Raw genomic sequence first — 17,171 nt, 5'->3', positions numbered from 1 at the left:
CCGCCCGACGAAAAAGCCCAGCCCAGTGCTGGGCTTTTTCATTCAGGGGCGGAGCTGCAATGCCCGCGACTGGTCCGGCCAATCGCGCCGGATGAATACCTGGCCGTGGGACCTGACCCGTCGCACCTCCTCCAGATCGAGATCGGCATACAGCCACTGACTGAGTGCGGGACAGAGTTCGCTACTCTGGGCGACCACCCCGTCGCCCGGCATGCCGCGATCCGGCGGGACGAAGAGTCCGGCGCGGCCGACGTTTTCGTCCAGCGCCGGCGACCAGGGCGCTAAGCCCACCGTCGGCGCCTGCAGCACCGCCAGCTGATTTTCCAGCGCCCGGGCCTGGGCGCCGACCCGTACCCGATGAAAACCGGCGACGGTATCGGTGCAACTCGGCACCAGGAGCAGATCAGCCCCCGCTTCGGCCAGGTGGCGGGCCAGCAGCGGAAATTCGCTGTCGTAGCAGATCAGGATGCCAAGACGCCCGAGGGCCGTATCGAATACTCGCAAGCCTTCGCGGCCGCTGGAGATGTTCCACTCTTCCCGCTCGAAGCGGGTCATCATCAGCTTGTCCTGATGGCCCAGGCAGCCCTCGGGACCGAACAGCCAGGCGCGATTGCGGTATTGGCCGTCGCTATCGAGGACGGGAAGCGAACCGGGCAACAGATACAGCCGCAGCCGGCGCGCTAGGCTTTCACAGAGGTCGCGCCAAGCCGGAATCAGTGGCTGGATGCCGGCAATGGAGCCCTGCAGGTCGCTACGCTCGTGGGGCGGCAGCTGGCCGCTGAGCACCAGGCCGGCGTATTCGGGCAATAGCAGCAGCTGACTGCCTTCGGCTGCGGCCTCCTCACAGAGGTCGGTCAGGTGCGCGACATAGGCGTCCCAGGACTCCAGCAGGTCGATGGCGTATTGGCAGGCGGCGAGGCGGATCATGGCAACTCCTTGAGCCAGAAGGTCATGGGCTTGGGCGATTCGGCCGTCTCGTCGAGATCCTGCCAGAGGTAGTGGGTCAGCAACTCCGGATGCTCGACGAAGCCCTCGCCACGCCAAAGACCGTGCAAGGGTCGATACCCCACCGGACGGCGCGGATGGTCATCCGGGCGCTGCACGGCGCAAAAGGCACACCAGGCGAAGCGCCCCAGCTGCCGCGCGCGGGCCTCACGCTCGGCGAAGAAGCGCCGGCCGAGTCCCTGGCCGCGGTAGGCCGGTAGCAGCAGGGACTCGCCGAAATAGTAAATCCGCTCTAGTGGCCAACCATGGGCGAGGAAGGGCTGCTGGAATTCCAGGGTCTCGTCCACCAGCGGCAGGGCGGTGGCAGCGCCCACTACCCGGCCGGCATCGCGGACCAGCACGCAGAGGCTGTCTGGCGCCTTGGCGTAGGTCTGCAGATAGCGGGACTCGTAGTCCAGGGTGCCGTCGTAGAGGTAGGGAAACTCGCGAAAGACCGCGATGCGCAGCGCCGCAAGCTCAGGAATCAGCGGAGCGATGGCGGCGCCGTGAAGAAGTTGGATGTCCATGGACTCTTCTGGTTAAGCAGGAGACGTGAATGGCTATGTCGGCGTTGTCCAGGCACCCTACCATGTGTCGGCAACGCCGTTTTTTTCATAACGACAGGAGCCGCCATGCCAACGACCGATCTCATCGACGCCTACTATGCCGCCTTCAACGCTGGCGACATGGAGCGTTTCCTCGACCTGCTCACCGAGGACGTGGTCCACGACATCAATCAGGGCGAGCGGCAGGTGGGCAAGGCCGCCTTCGCCACCTTCATGGCGCACATGAATCGCTGCTATCGCGAGCGGCTGACCGATCTGGTCGTGATGAGCGAACCCAACGGCCGGCGCGCTGCCGCCGAGTTCGTCGTCCACGGCGAATACCTGGCCAGCGATGAAGGGCTGCCCGCTGCCAACGGCCAGACCTACCAGTTGCCAGCCGGTGCCTTCTTCGAGATCCGCGACGGCAAGGTGGCGCGGGTCACCAACTACTACAACCTCAACGACTGGATCGCCCAGGTCGGCGGCTGACGTCCGTCAGCTGGCGGGAGCACTGTCCGCGCGCAGGGGTCGCATGGAGACGATCCCTGCCCCCTGGAGCTCCCATGCCCACTCTTCCCAGCGATTCCGTCTGCAGCCTGGCCCCCGTCTTCGCCATCCAGCCTGATCAGGTCGAGGCGTTCAAGCGCCTGGGCGAGGCCATGCTGCAGCGCACCCAGAGCGAACCCGGCTGCCTCTACTACGGCTTCTGCTACGACGGCGCCACGGCGCGTTGCCGCGAGGGCTATCGCGACGCCCAGGCGCTGCTCGCTCACCTGGACAATGTCGGCGATCTGCTGGAACAGGCCCAGGCCATCGCGACGCTGGAACGCTTCGAGGTATTCGGCGCGGCCGATCAGCTGGAGCAGCTACGCGAGCCGCTGGCGGCGCTGAACGCCCGCTTCTTCGTCATGGCCGAAGGTTTTCGCCGCTAGCCTGGCGCAGGTGGCTTCTACTGCGGCGCCAGCCGTGGCAGTAGCACCGCGAGGATGCGCTTGCGAGTCGGCACCACCAGCCGCTCCTGGAACAGTACGCAAAGCACCACTACCGCAAACAGGAACAGCCAATACCAGACGATGGAATTGGTATAGGCCCCCGCCGCGGCGATGCAGACCTCGCGATTGCCGCTCAGGCACGCCTTGAGATTCCCACCGATCAGCTGTTCCAGGGTCATGTAGATGCCCGACAGGGGTACATGCAGGGCGAACATGGACAGTGACGCCGCCCCCAGCCGGGGCGACCAATGGCGGATGAGTTCACTGGCAGGCTCCCTCGCCAGGGCGGCCAGGTAGACCAGGATCAGCTGCGACGGCAGGAACAGGCCGTTGTGGAAAAGGAAATACCAGAACTTGGGTCCATGGGTGAACAGCGCAGTCCCCACGGCGAAACTCAGGATCAGGTAGCTCGCCAACAGCACCCGCTGCCGCTCCGACGGCGTCCAGCCGCGCTGGTACTGGCGCCGGAAGATCGCATACAGAAGGATGCCAGCGAGAAACTCGGGCAGACGGAACAGCGGTACCCGCTGCAGGAGACCGGTGAAGGGCATGCCGTAGTTCTGGTTGGCGATCACCAGCAGCGGCGGGATCAGGTAGAGCACCCATACCAGCAGCAACAGCTGCCAGGGCCGCTCGCTGGTCATCAGGCGCGGGGCCAGCTTGGGAAAGGTGAGGTAAAAGAAGAACAGTGCGGAGATCGACCAGAGCGGCGCGTTGAAGGTCAGGTAATAGGGATTCCAGGCCTGCAGCATGAACAGCTGCAACACGGCGTTGAAGGCCAGCTCGCCATTGCTCATGAAGTGCTGGAACAACTCGGGGTTGGTGCGCGCCAGGGGCTCGTTGGTGTCGAACACCACGAAACGAATGCTGGCCGTGGCCGCGCCTGGCGGTATGCCGAGGTTGCCGATCCAGGTCACCACCGCCATCGCCAGCAGCAGGGCGAAGATGTGGATCGGATAGAGGTTGGCGAATCTCTTGACCCAGAAGCTGCGCGCCGGCTCACGCAGGCTGCCGCGACCGCAATAGACATGGGCGAGCAGAAAACCGGAGAGCACGAAGAAGGTGCTGGTGGCGAAGAAGCCCATGCTGGTGATTTCGTCCAGCAGGGGAATGGTCTTGCGCTCGGGATAGAAATGGATGGTGTGGTAGACGACCACATAGAAACCCATCAGGAACCTGAGCCACTCCAGACCAATGAAGCGGTGTTTATCTAAATTCTGCACTAAGGCGTTACTCGTCTGGCCTCGTCCGCGGGACGATGGGTCCGGCCTACCGCACCGGATCGGTTATGTTACCCGCACCTGACATCTGGGGCTGCTAACCGCGCCCCAGTACACCAATCACCAAACGATCCAGCGAGCCCCATAGCCATTCGCGGGCGCGCCGCCACCAGGGACGACTGCGCCAGAACTCCAGGGTGATCTCGCGACTCTGGGCGAAATCCTTGACGAAGCTGGCTGCCACCGCCTGGCTCAGGCCGCGATCGACCGCTTCGACGTTGGCTTCCAGATTGAATCTCAGATTCCAGTGATCGAAATTGCAGGAGCCGACACTGACCCAGTTGTCCACCAGCACCATCTTGGCGTGGATGAACCTGGGTTGGTATTCGTAGATGCGCACACCGGCGCGCAACAGGCTGCGGTAGTAACGCTGCCCGGCGAAACGTACCGGCGGGTTGTCGGTATGCCGGCCGGTGAGCAACAGGCGTACGTCGGCGCCGCGGCGTGCGGCGCGCCGTAACGCCCAGCGCACGCGCCAGGTCGGCAGGAAATAGGGAGTGGCGAACCAGATGCGCTCGCGGCCCCCTACCAGGGCACGAATCAGCGCCTGGAGGATATCGCGGTGCTGGCGGGCATCGGCATAGGCCACCCGGCCCTGCCCTTCCTGGACGGCCGGTGGCGGCGGTGGGCGTTCGCGGCCACGGCGCGGACGCGGCTTCCAGGCGCGGCGGCGACCGACCGCCTCCCATTGCCGCTCGAACAGCGTCAGCCAGTCTTCCACCAGCGGCCCCTGGATGCGCACCATCACCTCGTGCCAGTTGCAGTCGCTCTTGGCCGGATCCCAGAAGTCATCGGTCGCGCCGCTGCCACCGACAAAGGCTTCTTCACCGTCGATGATGAAGATCTTGCGATGATCGCGGTGCAGATTGTGCAGGCCGTGGCCGAAGCGCACGGGATTGAAGAGGCGCAGTTCGGCGCCCGCTTCTTCCAGCTGACGGCGCAAGCCGGCGTCCATCCGCAGAGTGCCGAAGCCATCGAACAGACAGCGCACCGCAACGCCCCGGCGGGCCGCCTCGGTTAGCGCCACGAGCAGCTGTTCGGAGCAGCTCCCGGCTTCCACCAGATAAAGTTCGACATCGATCTGGCGACTGGCGCCAGCAATGGATTCGAGCATGGCCGGAAAGAACCGACCGCCGTCCACCAGCAATTCGAACCTGTTGTTTTCCCGCCATGGAAAGACGGCGCCCCGCATGCTTCCTACTCCGTGCCTGTGGCCATTGCATAAGAAGGCACGCGCGTGGGTTCGTTCAGTGAGGTTCGCGGTTTGGCTAACCGGGCCTTGGTCGGCGCACCTCGGCAAGCTCTGGATGGGGCATGGCTAGGCCCCCGGGCCCGATGGACGGGCACCGGTCGGTGCAGGGTATCAGCGCATCCTAGAGCGTTGGCTCGGGTCGCCGCGCGGTCCAGTCCACCTGCTGAGGGAAACGTCCGGTCACCTCGGCGCTCAGTGGCCGCGAGACCAGGAAGCCCTGCATGATTTCGCAGCCGTGCTCGATCAGCCAGTCGCGCTGCTCCAGGGTCTCCACCCCTTCCGCGATGACTTCCAGATCCAGGTTGCGACCCAGTTCGAGGATGGTGCTGACGATCGCAGCATCACGCGAGGAGTCCAGCATGTTGGCGATGAACAGCTGATCGATCTTCAGGGTGTCCAGCTCGAAGTGACGCAGGTAGGCCAGCGAGGAATAGCCGGTACCGAAGTCGTCCACCGCGATGCGCACGCCAAGGGCACGCAATTGCGACAGCTGCGCTCGGGTGTAGTCGATGTCGTGCATCAGCGCCGACTCGGTCACCTCGATTTCCATCTGCTCGGGCCGCAGATGGTGAGTCTCGATGATCTGGCGCAGGCTTTCCGCCAGTTGCGGCATGCCGAATTGCACCGGGCTGAGGTTGATGCTCAGCAGCAGCTCGTCGCCATAGATCTCCTGCAGGGACTGCAGCTTGGTCGCGCCTTCGCGGAAGATCCAGTCGCCGATGCGATTGATCAGCCGGGTCTCTTCCAGCAGCGGGATGAAGACGCTGGGCGAGACCTTGCCGGCCACCGTGTGCTCCCAGCGCAGCAGCGCCTCGAAGCCGCGCAGGCGACCATCGCGCAGATAGACCTGCGGCTGGTAGGCGAGGACGAAATCCTTGTTGTCGATGGCATTGCGCACGCTCTCTTCAAGCATCAGTCGTGAGCGGGCACGGCCATTCATTTCCGGCGAGAAGAAGCGGTACTGCTGGCGCCCACCGCGTTTGGCCTCGTACATGGCGATGTCGGCCGAGCGCAGCAGGCCGTCCACGGTATGGCCACAATCGGGATAGCTGGCGATGCCGATGCTGGCGCCCAGACTGACTTCCATGCCGTCGATGCGATGCACCGTGGCCAACAGCTCCAGCAGCTTCTCGGCGACCCGGGCGGCATCCTCGGGATGCTCCAGGGAATCGAGCAGGGCGGTGAATTCGTCGCCACCCATGCGCGCCAGGATGTCGTAGGGCCGCATGCAGCTCTTGAGCTGCTCGGCGACGATGCACAGCACCCGGTCACCCGCTTCGTGGCCGAGGGAATCGTTGATGCGCTTGAAGCCGTCGAGGTCGATGTAGAGCACGGCCATGCGCTTGCCGTTGCGACCGCTGCGCGCCAGCGCCGCTTCCAGCGTCTGGTTGAAGCCACGGCGGTTGAGCAGCCCGGTCAGGGCATCGGTGACGGCCTGGGATTCCAGTTGATCCTGCAGCTCGCGCATGCGCGACATGTCCAGCGCGATGATGACCATGGCACGCTGCATGCGTGGCAGCGGCGCGCAGGACAGCGCCACCGGCAGGCTGTCGCCGCGGTTAGTCCGCAGGCGTGCGTCGTGCAGGCGATAGGTCTCGCGGCGGTCGTAGTGCTCCATGAAGGGCGAGGTCTGCCAGTCGTCGAGACCGTTGCCGCCTTCGAGGAAATCGAGAAAGTTGGCGTGCACCAGATCGCTGACGCTGCATCTGAGCATGCGGGCGATGGCGGCATTGGCGAAGGTCACCCGCCCCTGTTCGTTGACGGTGAGGATACCCTCGGCGGCATTGTCGAGCAGCGAATCGCTGAAGGACTTGGCCAGCTCCAGCTGCTGGGTGGCCTGCAGCAGTTCACGGCGATTGCGCTCGTGATCGAGCAGCGAGCGCACCTTGTGCCGGAGGATGTTGGGATCGACCGGCTTGAGCAGGTAGTCGACCGCACCGGTGGCATAGCCACGCAGCACCGATTCGTAGGAGTGGGCTTCGGCGGAGACGAAGATGATCGGGGTGAAACGGGTGCGCAGGTTGCTGCGCATGATGCGCGCCACCTCGAAGCCATCCATGATCGGCATCTGGACGTCGAGCAGCACCAGGTCGACGGTTTCGTCCAGCAGGTATTGCAGGGCGCGCTCACCCGAGGCAGCCGTGATCACCCGCCAATTTCCGACCTCCAGCACAGCCTGCATGGCGAACAGGTTCTCCTGGCGGTCGTCCACCACCAGCAATACCGGGCCTTGCTCTGTCTGCGGCAACGGGCACTCCATCAAGCCTTTCTCCCCGCGGCTTCTGCCGCCGTGCAGCAGCCATAAGCGGCTGGCTACCCCTTCCCTTCGTGTCCGTTATGCGATGTGTCGCTCCAACCCTACTAGCGTAGCAGCCGGACAGGCGCCTGCCGCCTGCAATTTGACAGGAGGAAGCCTTCGCGACGTCTATCAGAGCGCAAAATGAAAAAGCAGTTTCCGCAACCCTTCACCAGGGCGCGGAAACTGCGGGTCGCGGACGACGAGCGGTCGCTACTGGGCGGGGGCGCCAGTCGCGCCGGGAAGCGGACGCAGATTGACCTCGACGCGGCGATTCTGCGCGCGACCATCGGCGGTGGCATTGCTGGCGATGGGCGCGTCGGGACCGGCACCGCGGGTGCTCAGCCGGGCCGCGGGCACGCCCTGAGCGGTCAGGTAGCCAGCGACGTTTTGCGCCCGCCGCTGGGACAACTCGACGTTGTGGGCACGGCTGCCGGTGCTGTCGGTGTAGCCGACAATCTCGATGCTGTTCTGATCGAACTGCTTGAAGGAATTGGCCAGATCGTTCAGCGGCTTGTAGAAGCTATTGGCGATATCGGCGGAATCGGTAGCGAAGGTGATGTTGCCCGGCATGATCAGCTTGATGTCGTCGCCCTGGCGCTGCACCTCGACACCGGTATTTTCCATCTGCCGACGCAGTTCGGCTTCCTGGCGATCGGCATAGTAGCCATAGCCGGCGGCGGCTGCGCCCACGGCAGCGGCACCGATCAGCGCGCCCTTGCCCCGATGGTTGTGATCGATGGCGGCACCGGCGACCGCACCGGCCAGGGCACCCAGGCCACCGTACTTGGCGGTATTGGAAGTGCCACCGCTGGCCTGACCCTGGTTTTCGTAGGGATTGGGGGATGCGCATCCCGCCAGGGTGGCCAAGGCCAGGCTGGCGAGAAGCATACGAGTGGGCAGCGCCATGTCTTTACTCCTTGAAAATCCATTGCGGCGGACAGGGCCGCACCTTGCAATTCTAGCTGCGTGATCTGAATCGCAACTGAACGAAGCGGTACGCCCGGACACTTATCGCAATAGCAAGGCTCTAACCAAGCGATTGAAGAAATCAAATATCGATAGCTTGCACATCGATTTTTTACGATCTAAGGTTCGTAACAACCCAATATGACGATACGACCGCGATGGACGAGATCCTCAAAGCCCTGGCCAATCCCTTGCGCCGCCAGATCCTAGGCTGGCTGCGTGATCCCCAGCAGTACTTCCCGCATCAGGAACACGACCTGGGCACGGGCGTCTGTGCCGGCCAGATTGAGGCCCGAGCCGGGCTGTCGCAGTCCACGGTGTCGGCGCATCTGGCGGTGCTGACCCGGGCCGGGCTGGTCACCACGCGGCGAATCGGCCAATGGGTGTTCTACCAACGCGACGAGGCCGCCATCCAGGCCTTCCTGCAACGCCTCGCCCGCGACCTCTAGTCTGCAAGGAATTTTCATGCCCGCTTCTCTCATCGTGCTGGCGCTGAGCGCTTTCGCCATCGGCACCACCGAGTTCGTCATCATGGGGCTCCTGCCCAACGTCGCCGCCGACCTGGGCGTGTCCATTCCCAGCGCCGGCTGGCTGGTCACCGGCTATGCCCTGGGCGTGGCCGTCGGCGCACCCTTCATGGCCCTGGCCACCGCCCACTGGCCGCGCAAGCGTGCCCTGCTCGCCCTGATGGGCATCTTCATCTTCGGCAACCTGCTCTGCGCGGTGGCCAGCGGCTACAACATGCTGATGCTGGCCCGGGTGGTCACCGCCCTCTGCCACGGCGCCTTCTTTGGTATCGGCGCCGTCGTGGCGGCGAGCCTGGTTCCCGAGAATCGCCGCGCTTCGGCGGTGGCCCTGATGTTCACCGGCCTGACCCTGGCCAATGTGCTGGGCGTGCCCCTGGGCACCGCCCTGGGTCAGGCCGCTGGCTGGCGCTCGACCTTCTGGGCGGTGGCAGCCATCGGCGTGGTCGCCCTGATCGGCCTCTGGCGGGTCCTGCCAGCCGATCGCAACCAGCCACGCGCCGATTTGCGTCGGGAGTTGCTCGCCCTGCGCGGCCTGGGCTTCTGGTTGGCGCTGTCGATGACGGTGTTCTTCGCCGCCTCCATGTTCGCCCTCTTCACCTATGTGGCGCCCCTGCTGCAGGAAGTCACCGGCGTCTCGCCCCGCGGCGTGACCGGTACCCTGCTGCTGATCGGCCTGGGCCTCACCCTGGGCAACTTCATCGGGGGCCGGCTGGCCGACTGGCGCCTGGCTACCAGCCTGGTGGGCATCTTCATCTCCCTGGCGCTGACCTCCGCCGCCCTGCGCTGGACCGGCCATGCCTTCCTGCCGGCCGAAATCACCCTCTTCCTCTGGGCCGCCGCCGCCTTCGCCGCGGTCCCCGCCCTGCAGATCAATGTGGTCACCTTCGGCAAGGACGCACCAAACCTGGTCTCGACCCTCAACATCGGCGCCTTCAACGTGGGCAATGCCCTCGGTGCTTGGGTCGGCGGCCTGGTGATCGATCACGGCCTGGGTCTTACCGCGGTACCCCTCGCCGCCAGCGGGCTCGCCCTGCTGGCCCTAATCGCCACCCTGCTGACTGCCAGCCAGGCCCGCAAGAGCGGCCTGGCGACCGCCAGCTAATCAAGAGAGCTAGCCATGACTCAGCTGTTCGAGCCGATCAAGATCGGCGCCCTGGAACTGCCCAACCGCGTCATCATGGCGCCCCTCACCCGCTGCCGTGCCGAGCCAGGCCGGGTCCCGGGCGACCTGATGGTCGAATACTATGTGCAACGCGCCTCGGCGGGCCTGATCATCACCGAAGCCACCTCGGTGGATCCCATGGGCGTGGGCTATCCCGACACCCCTGGTATCTGGTCCGATGCGCAGGTGGCCGGCTGGCAGCGCATAACCACCGCCGTGCACAAGGCTGGCGGCCGTATCGTCCTGCAACTCTGGCACGTTGGCCGTATCTCCGATCCCCGCTACCTCGATGGCGAACTCCCGGTGGCACCGAGCGCCATCGCCGCCCAGGGCCACGTCAGCCTGCTACGTCCCAAGCGTGACTACGTCACCCCACGGGCGCTGGAAACCGAGGAAATCCCGGGTATCGTCGCCGCCTACCGCCGTGGCGCCGAAAACGCCAAGCGCGCCGGCTTCGATGGCGTCGAGGTTCATGGTGCCAATGGCTACCTGCTCGACCAGTTCCTGCAGAGCGACACCAACCAGCGTAACGATGCCTACGGCGGCTCCATCGAGAATCGTGCCCGGCTGCTGCTGGAGGTAACCGATGCCTGCATCGACGTCTGGGGCGCCGATCGCGTCGGCATGCACCTGTCCACCCGCGGCGACATGCACACCATGGGTGACAGCGACCCCGCTGCCACCTTCGGCTACGTGGCCCGCGAACTGGGCAAGCGCCAGGTGGCCTTCATCTGCATCCGCGAAGCGGCGGGCAGCGACAGCCTCGGCCCGGAGCTCAAGGCAGCCTTCGGCGGCGTCTATATCGCCAACGAGAAGTTCGACAAGGACCAGGCCAACGCCTGGCTGGACGAGGGCAAGGCTGATGCCGTGGCTTTCGGCGTGCCCTTCATCGCCAACCCGGACCTGCCGCAACGCCTGGAGCAGGATGCCCCGCTCAATGAGCCGCACCCGGATACCTTCTACAGCAAAGGTCCGGTAGGCTACATAGACTATCCGCGGTTGTAATTTTCCCGCCGACAGGAAAAGCCCGCCGATTGGCGGGCTTTTTCATGGGGATTCAGGTTTATCGCGGCCATGGGCCGCTTCTACAGTGATGTCTGAACCTGTAGGAGCGACCGCATTGGCGGACCGTCATGGCAGTGATGCCCCTAACGTCCAGGCATCAACCGTAGGTTGGGCTGAGACGGTTCTATCGTCGAAGCCCAACAGCCACGAGCACGGGCCACCGTGTTGGGCTTCGCTGCGCTCAGCGCCAACCTACGGCTCAACCTGCGCCGGGGTGGGCCAGAACGCCCGGATCGCCGCCACGCCCTGGGCGCCGGCCTGCCAGGCACCGCTGAGGTCATCCTCGCCGAGACCACCCAACAGATAGGCTGGCAGATTGCAGTCGGCCAGCAGTTGCTGGGCCTTGACCCAGCCCAGGGTCGGAGCGCCGGGATGGCTGGTGGTAGACATCACCGGCGACAGGGTGACGAAATCCACGCCCATCTGCTGGGCCAGGGCCAGCTCTTCGGCGTCGTGGCAGGAAGCTGCCAGCAGGCGCTGTTCCGGAAAGGGTCGGCCATTGGGCGCATAGCGGCGCAACTGTTCGGCGGTCAGGTGCCAGCCGGCGGCGGGGAAATCCCCCAGCCATTCCAGCGGACCCTTGAGCATCAGCTGGGCGCGACCGGTGCAGAGCCCCTGGACGTCGCCAGCCAGGTCGCGGTACTGGGGATCGAAGTTGTCCGGCGTACGCAGCTGGACCAGGCGGATGCCACTGTCCAGCGCCCGGTGCAGGCCATTGAGCAATTCCGCGGTGGTCAACTCGCCGGGGGTGATAAGGTAGCGCTCCGGTAGGCGCGCGGCCTGGACGATGGGCCGGTTGGCCGCGGGAAAGTCATAGTCGAGCAGCGCGCGCGGGGCGACCCAGGCCAGCGGCTGGCCCTCGGCGCCATGGGCCTCGCCGGTGAAGGCATCCACCTGCCAGACGTCCAGCAGCACCGCCTGGTCGGGATAGTCGTGGCGGACCTGCAACAGCGGGCGGGCCGCTGTCACCCTGATGCCCAGCTCCTCGGCCAGCTCGCGCTCGAGCGCCACGGCCGGAGCTTCACCAGCCTCGACCTTGCCTCCCGGAAACTCCCAGAGTCCACCCTGGTGCTTGTGTGCCGGGCGCTGGGCGATAAGGATCCGCCCCTGGGGATCGCGGATCACCGCCGCGACGACATGCAGACGAGTCATGCGCTCTGCTCCTCCGTTTCTGCCTCCGCCAGCCAGCGCTGAAAGGCCGGCCAGGCGTAGATGGTTTCGACATAGGCGGCCGCTTCGGCCGACAGCTCCACCCCGTAGCTATGGAAACGACTCGCCACCGGCGCATAGAAGGCATCGGCGATGGTCGGCGTACCAAACAGATAGGGGCCCTGCTGGCCATAGCGCTCGCGGCATTCGCGCCACAGGCGCTGGATGCGCTGGATATCTTCCACCGCCTCGGCCGTGGTGGACTTCAGCCGCTGCCGACGACGCAGGTCCATGGGCAGCTCGCGGCGCAGGGCGAGGAAGCCACTGTGCATCTCGGCGCACAGGGCTCGGGCATGGGCGCGCGCCAGGGTATCCACGGGCCATAGCCCGGCGTCGGGATAGGTCTCGGCGAGATACTCGACGATGGCCAGGGAGTCCCAGATGGTGCCCTCTTCCAGCTTGAGCACGGGCACCTTGCCGGTCGGCGACTGGGCCTTGAGCAAGGCGCGGCTGTTGGGCGCATAGAGCGGAACCGGCAGCTCTTCATAGGCAGCACCACTGAGCTCCATGGCCAGCCAGGCCCGTAGCGACCAGGAGGAGAAATTCTTGTTGCCGATCACGAGTTGCAGCTGGGACATGCGGGAATTCCTCGGAACGATGCGGCCCCGGCGGACCGCGCGCAGGCGCCCGCCAGACGGCGGACGCCGAAGCGCCGGGTAGCCGTCAGGTACGGTACTCGGCGTTGATCTTCACATAGTCGTGGGACAGGTCGGTGGTCCAGATGGTCTCGGCATGGCTGCCACGGCCCAACTCGATACGGATCTCGATCTCCGCCTGGCCCATGACCCGCGCGCCCTGCGCTTCGGTGTAGGTGGCCGCACGACCGCCCTGCTGGCAGATCTGGACATCCCCGAGGAAGACGTCGATCAGGCTGACGTCGAGGCTCGGCACTCCAGCCCGGCCAACGGCGGCCAGGATGCGGCCCCAATTGGGATCGGAGGCGAACAGCGCGGTCTTGATCAGCGGCGAATGGGCGACGGCATAGCCGACGTCCAGGCATTCCTGGGCGTTGGCACCGCCATTGACCTGCACGGTGACGAACTTGGTGGCACCCTCGCCATCGCGCACGATGGCCTGGGCCAGTTCGGCGAACACCGAGAAGACCGCGTCGCGCAGCTGCTCGAAGGCTTCACCGCTGGGCTGGGCGATTTCCGCCATGGCCGCGCGACCGGTAGCCACCAGCATGCAGCAGTCGTTGGTGGAGGTGTCGCCGTCGATGGTAATGCGGTTGAAGGAGCGGTTGGCGGCATCGGCCAGCAGGTCCTGCAACAGGCCCCGCGCGACCTTGGCGTCGGTAGCCACGTAGCCGAGCATAGTGGCCATGTTCGGCCTGATCATGCCGGCGCCCTTGCTGATGCCGGTCACGGTGACGGTGGTGCCGTCCACCTGGAACTGCCGACTGGCGCCCTTGGGCAGGGTATCGGTAGTCATGATGCCGCTGGCGGCGGCGGCCCAGTTGTCCTCGGCCAGATCGGCCAGGGCGGCCGGCAGCGCGGCTTCGATCTTCTCCACGGGCAGCGGCTCGCCAATCACGCCGGTGGAGAACGGCAGTACCGCCTCCTCGCCCACGCTGGCCAGGGTCGCCAGGGTCTTGGTGGTGCGTTCGGCCGCGGTCAGGCCAGGCTGACCGGTACCGGCGTTGGCATTGCCGGTGTTGGTCAGCAGATAGCGTACCGGACCGGTGAAACGCTGCCGGGCGATGATCACCGGCGCCGCGCAGAAGGCATTGAGGGTGAAGACACCGGCCACGCTGGAGCCTTCGGCGCAACGCATCACCACCACATCCTTGCGCCCGGGACGCTTGATGCCGGCGGAGGCGATACCGAGTTCGAAACCGGGAACCGGGTGCAGCGTGGAGAGCGGACCGAGACCGACAGCCATGGGAAAACTCCAGTGGAAGAAAAGGAAACGCCGCGAGCGGAAAACCGGTCGCGGCGTGGAAATCGGGATTCCAGCACCCGCTTCGCCCAGCCTGGGCAAGGGGCGCAGACAGCCTAGCGAGAGTTTACAACCTGTCGGCGGCTATGCCGACAGGTTGCCGTCGCCTCGGCCGTTTCGGCAAAACCTTAGTCGAGTTTGCCGTGGCACTGCTTGTACTTCTTGCCGGACCCACAGGGGCACGGCTCGTTGCGCCCGATCTTCTGATCGTTGCGCTGGGGCTGCAAGGGCACCACGGTGTCCTCGCCCTGCTCGTCCTCGATCACCTCGGGGTCGACCAGCGAAGGCGCCTCGGCATGCTGGAACTCCATGCGCTCGGCCAGGGCCTCGGCCTCGCGGCGCATGCGCTCCTCTTCCTCGGCCGGATCTTCGCGGCGGACCTGAACGTGGGACAGCACGCGAATGGTGTCGCGCTTGATGCTTTCCAACAGCTCCTGGAACAGGTTGAAGGACTCGCGCTTGTATTCCTGCTTGGGGTTCTTCTGAGCGTAGCCGCGCAGATGGATGCCGTGACGCAGGTGATCCATGGTGGTGAGGTGGTCCTTCCAGAGGTCGTCGACCACCCGCAGCAGCATCTGCTTCTCGAAGTTGCGCAGGGCCTCGCGACCGGCCATGTCTTCCTTTTCCAGGTAGGCGGCTTCGAGCTGGTCGAGGATTTTCACCCGCAGGGTGTCCTCGTACAGCTTGTCATCCTCGTCCAGCCACTGACCGATGGGCAGTTGCAGGCCGAAGACACTGTAGATCTCGGCTTCCAGACCGGGCACGTCCCACTGCTCGGGCAACGACTGCGGCGGGATATGCTCGTTGATCACCTGGGTCAGGGTTTCCTCGCGGAAGCCCTTGATGGTGTCGCCGACGTCTTCGTTGGCCAGCAGGGTGTCGCGCATGTGATAGATCACCTTGCGCTGCTCGTTGGCCACGTCATCGTATTCCAGCAGCTGCTTGCGGATATCGAAGTTGCGGCCTTCGACCTTGCGCTGCGCCTTTTCGATGGCGTTGGTGACCATGCGATGCTCGATGGCCTCGCCGCCCTGCATCCCCAGGGCCTTCATGAAATTCTTCACCCGGTCGGAGGCGAAGATGCGCATCAGGCTGTCTTCCAGCGACAGGTAGAAGCGGCTGGAACCCGGGTCGCCCTGGCGACCGGCACGGCCACGCAGCTGGTTGTCGATCCGGCGGGATTCGTGGCGCTCGGAGGCGATCACGTGCAGGCCGCCAGCATCGATGACCTGCTTGTGACGTGCCTGCCAGGCGGCCTTGATCGCGGCGATCTGCTCCTCGGTGGGATTTTCCAGGGCCGCGACTTCGACTTCCCAGTTGCCGCCGAGCAGGATGTCGGTACCGCGACCGGCCATGTTGGTGGCGATGGTCACGGCGCCCGGACGACCGGCCTGGGCGATGATCTCGGCTTCGCGCTCGTGGTACTTGGCGTTGAGCACCTTGTGCTCGATGCCGGCCTGGGTCAGCAGCTGGTCGACGTACTCGGAGCTCTCGATGGAGGCGGTACCCACCAGCACCGGACGGCCTTCGGCCTGGCACTGCTTCACGTCCTCGATGATCGCCTGGTACTTCTCCGCTTGGGTCAGGTAGACCAGGTCGTTGAAGTCCTTACGGGCGACCTCGCGGTGGGTCGGGATCACCAGCACGTCGAGGTTGTAGATCTGGCGGAACTCGAAGGCCTCGGTATCGGCGGTGCCGGTCATGCCACCGAGCTTGTTGTAGAGGCGGAAGTAGTTCTGGAAGGTGGTCGAGGCCAGGGTCTGGCTCTCGGGCTGGATCGGCAGTCCTTCCTTGGCCTCGATGGCCTGGTGCAGGCCTTCGGAAAGACGGCGGCCCGGCATGGTACGGCCGGTGTGCTCGTCGATCAGCAGCACCTGGTCCTGCTGGACGATGTACTCGACGTTGCGATGGAACAGGGTGTGGGCACGCAGGCCAGCGAACACGTGGGTCAGGAGGCCCAGGTTGTGCGCGGAGTAGAGGCTCTCGCCTTCGGCCAGCAGACCGGTTTCGGTGAGCATTTCCTCGATGAACTGGTGACCCAGCTCGGTGATTTCCACCTGGCGGGTCTTTTCATCGATGGTGTAGTGACCGACCTGGGTCGGATTGCCTTCCTCTTCCTCGATGTGCTGTTGCAGGCGCGGAATCAGCAGGTTGATCTTCTGATAGAGCTCGGAGCTGTCTTCGGCCTGGCCGGAGATGATCAGCGGGGTCCGGGCTTCGTCGATGAGGATGGAGTCCACCTCGTCGACCACCGCAAAGTTCAGCTCGCGCTGGTACTTCTCGGCCATGCTGAAGGCCATGTTGTCGCGCAGGTAGTCGAAGCCGAACTCGTTGTTGGTGCCGTAGGTGATGTCCGAGGCGTAGGCGGCACGTTTCTCTTCCGGCGGCTGGAACGGCAGGATGATGCCCACCGACAGCCCGAGGAATTCATACAGCGGCCGCATCCAGTTGGCGTCGCGGCGGGCCAGGTAGTCGTTCACCGTGACCACGTGTACGCCCTTGCCGGACAGCGCGTTGAGGTAGACCGGCAGGGTTCCCACCAGGGTCTTGCCCTCACCGGTACGCATCTCGGCGATCTTGCCTTCGTGCAGCGCGGCACCGCCGATCAGCTGGACATCGAAGTGGCGCATGCCCATGACGCGCTTGCCCGCCTCGCGGACCACGGCGAAGGCTTCGGGCATCAGCGCATCGAGGGACTCGCCCTTGGCTACGCGCTGCTTGAATTCCTCGGTCTTGGCGCGCAGTTGCTCGTCGCTCAAGGAGGCAATCTGGGATTCGAACGCATTGGTGGCCACCACGACCTTGCCTAGGCGTTTGACATCTCGTTCGTTCTTGCTTCCAAAGAATTTCTTCAACAAAGGCGCAAACATATCGACTGGAATTCTTCCGCTGGAATGAGAGGAGCGAAACGGGCGGCAAGGCCTCTACAGAGCCTGGCCAGACGCCTAGGCG

Annotated in this window: 15 protein-coding genes; 5 read left to right on the top strand and 10 right to left on the bottom strand. The window is 65.0% G+C overall.

Annotated elements, in window-relative coordinates:
* Positions 1-42: 42 nt before the first annotated feature.
* Both ACWPW1_RS04500 and ACWPW1_RS04495 read right to left on the bottom strand, forming a co-directional pair.
* A complete protein-coding gene (locus ACWPW1_RS04500) occupies positions 43-927 on the bottom strand; it encodes a carbon-nitrogen hydrolase family protein (RefSeq protein WP_434775800.1) in 885 nt (294 codons plus the stop codon).
* On the bottom strand, positions 924-1,511 hold the full coding sequence (locus ACWPW1_RS04495; RefSeq protein WP_313647391.1) for a GNAT family N-acetyltransferase: 588 nt from the start codon (positions 1,509-1,511) through the stop codon (positions 924-926). The genes ACWPW1_RS04500 and ACWPW1_RS04495 overlap by 4 nt, the downstream gene beginning before the upstream one ends.
* Before the next feature lie 105 nt (positions 1,512-1,616).
* Between ACWPW1_RS04495 and ACWPW1_RS04490 the strand changes: the two genes are divergently transcribed.
* Together ACWPW1_RS04490 and ACWPW1_RS04485 are read left to right on the top strand one after the other, a co-directional pair.
* Entirely contained in the window at positions 1,617-2,018 is a 402-nt protein-coding gene (locus ACWPW1_RS04490) for a ketosteroid isomerase-related protein (RefSeq protein WP_271653930.1), read from the top strand.
* A 74-nt stretch (positions 2,019-2,092) separates the two neighbouring features.
* Complete coding sequence (locus tag ACWPW1_RS04485) at positions 2,093-2,461, top strand: putative quinol monooxygenase (protein WP_059313629.1); 369 nt, start codon at positions 2,093-2,095, stop codon at positions 2,459-2,461.
* Positions 2,462-2,478: 17 nt separating this feature from the next.
* Here the strand turns inward: ACWPW1_RS04485 and ACWPW1_RS04480 are convergent, their stop codons facing one another.
* From ACWPW1_RS04480 to ACWPW1_RS04465, 4 genes are all read right to left on the bottom strand, one after another.
* Positions 2,479-3,690 carry an acyltransferase family protein gene (locus ACWPW1_RS04480; protein WP_454253897.1) on the bottom strand — a complete coding sequence of 404 codons (1,212 nt, stop codon included), beginning with the start codon at positions 3,688-3,690 and terminating at the stop codon, positions 2,479-2,481.
* Between the two features lie 148 nt (positions 3,691-3,838).
* Positions 3,839-4,993: a phospholipase D-like domain-containing protein gene (locus tag ACWPW1_RS04475; protein ID WP_454252433.1), complete on the bottom strand. Its 1,155-nt coding sequence runs from the start codon at positions 4,991-4,993 to the stop codon at positions 3,839-3,841.
* A gap of 181 nt (positions 4,994-5,174) precedes the next feature.
* Positions 5,175-7,313: a putative bifunctional diguanylate cyclase/phosphodiesterase gene (locus ACWPW1_RS04470; RefSeq protein WP_174523124.1), complete on the bottom strand. Its 2,139-nt coding sequence runs from the start codon at positions 7,311-7,313 to the stop codon at positions 5,175-5,177.
* Between the two features lie 249 nt (positions 7,314-7,562).
* The gene (locus ACWPW1_RS04465) at positions 7,563-8,258 is read right to left on the bottom strand and encodes an OmpA family protein (RefSeq protein ID WP_271653926.1); all 696 of its coding nucleotides are present in this window, start codon (positions 8,256-8,258) and stop codon (positions 7,563-7,565) included.
* 218 nt (positions 8,259-8,476) lie between these two features.
* Here ACWPW1_RS04465 and ACWPW1_RS04460 point away from each other — a divergent pair, with 218 nt between their 5' ends.
* Genes ACWPW1_RS04460 through ACWPW1_RS04450 form a run of 3 tightly spaced genes read left to right on the top strand, consistent with a single transcriptional unit; the run spans position 8,477 to position 11,012 of the window.
* On the top strand, positions 8,477-8,767 hold the full coding sequence (locus ACWPW1_RS04460) for an ArsR/SmtB family transcription factor (protein ID WP_059313624.1): 291 nt from the start codon (positions 8,477-8,479) through the stop codon (positions 8,765-8,767).
* A gap of 16 nt (positions 8,768-8,783) precedes the next feature.
* Positions 8,784-9,947: an MFS transporter gene (locus ACWPW1_RS04455; protein ID WP_454252432.1), complete on the top strand. Its 1,164-nt coding sequence runs from the start codon at positions 8,784-8,786 to the stop codon at positions 9,945-9,947.
* Between the two features lie 15 nt (positions 9,948-9,962).
* Positions 9,963-11,012, top strand: coding sequence for an oxidoreductase (locus ACWPW1_RS04450; protein WP_434775796.1), 1,050 nt, complete (start codon positions 9,963-9,965; stop codon positions 11,010-11,012).
* A gap of 252 nt (positions 11,013-11,264) precedes the next feature.
* Here ACWPW1_RS04450 and ACWPW1_RS04445 read toward each other — a convergent pair whose 3' ends face one another.
* From ACWPW1_RS04445 to secA, 4 genes are all read right to left on the bottom strand, one after another.
* On the bottom strand, positions 11,265-12,224 hold the full coding sequence (locus ACWPW1_RS04445) for a Nudix family hydrolase (protein ID WP_454252431.1): 960 nt from the start codon (positions 12,222-12,224) through the stop codon (positions 11,265-11,267).
* Entirely contained in the window at positions 12,221-12,859 is a 639-nt protein-coding gene (locus ACWPW1_RS04440; protein WP_434775794.1) for a glutathione S-transferase N-terminal domain-containing protein, read from the bottom strand. The genes ACWPW1_RS04445 and ACWPW1_RS04440 overlap by 4 nt, the downstream gene beginning before the upstream one ends.
* Before the next feature lie 85 nt (positions 12,860-12,944).
* The gene (argJ, locus tag ACWPW1_RS04435) at positions 12,945-14,162 is read right to left on the bottom strand and encodes a bifunctional glutamate N-acetyltransferase/amino-acid acetyltransferase ArgJ (RefSeq protein ID WP_434775793.1); all 1,218 of its coding nucleotides are present in this window, start codon (positions 14,160-14,162) and stop codon (positions 12,945-12,947) included.
* Positions 14,163-14,347: 185 nt separating this feature from the next.
* Complete coding sequence (gene secA, locus ACWPW1_RS04430) at positions 14,348-17,089, bottom strand: preprotein translocase subunit SecA (protein WP_059313618.1); 2,742 nt, start codon at positions 17,087-17,089, stop codon at positions 14,348-14,350.
* Positions 17,090-17,171: the final 82 nt, after the last annotated feature.

Source organism: Pseudomonas sp. Marseille-Q7302 (assembly GCF_965111925.1).
This window is presented reverse-complemented; position numbering and strand designations above follow the sequence as displayed.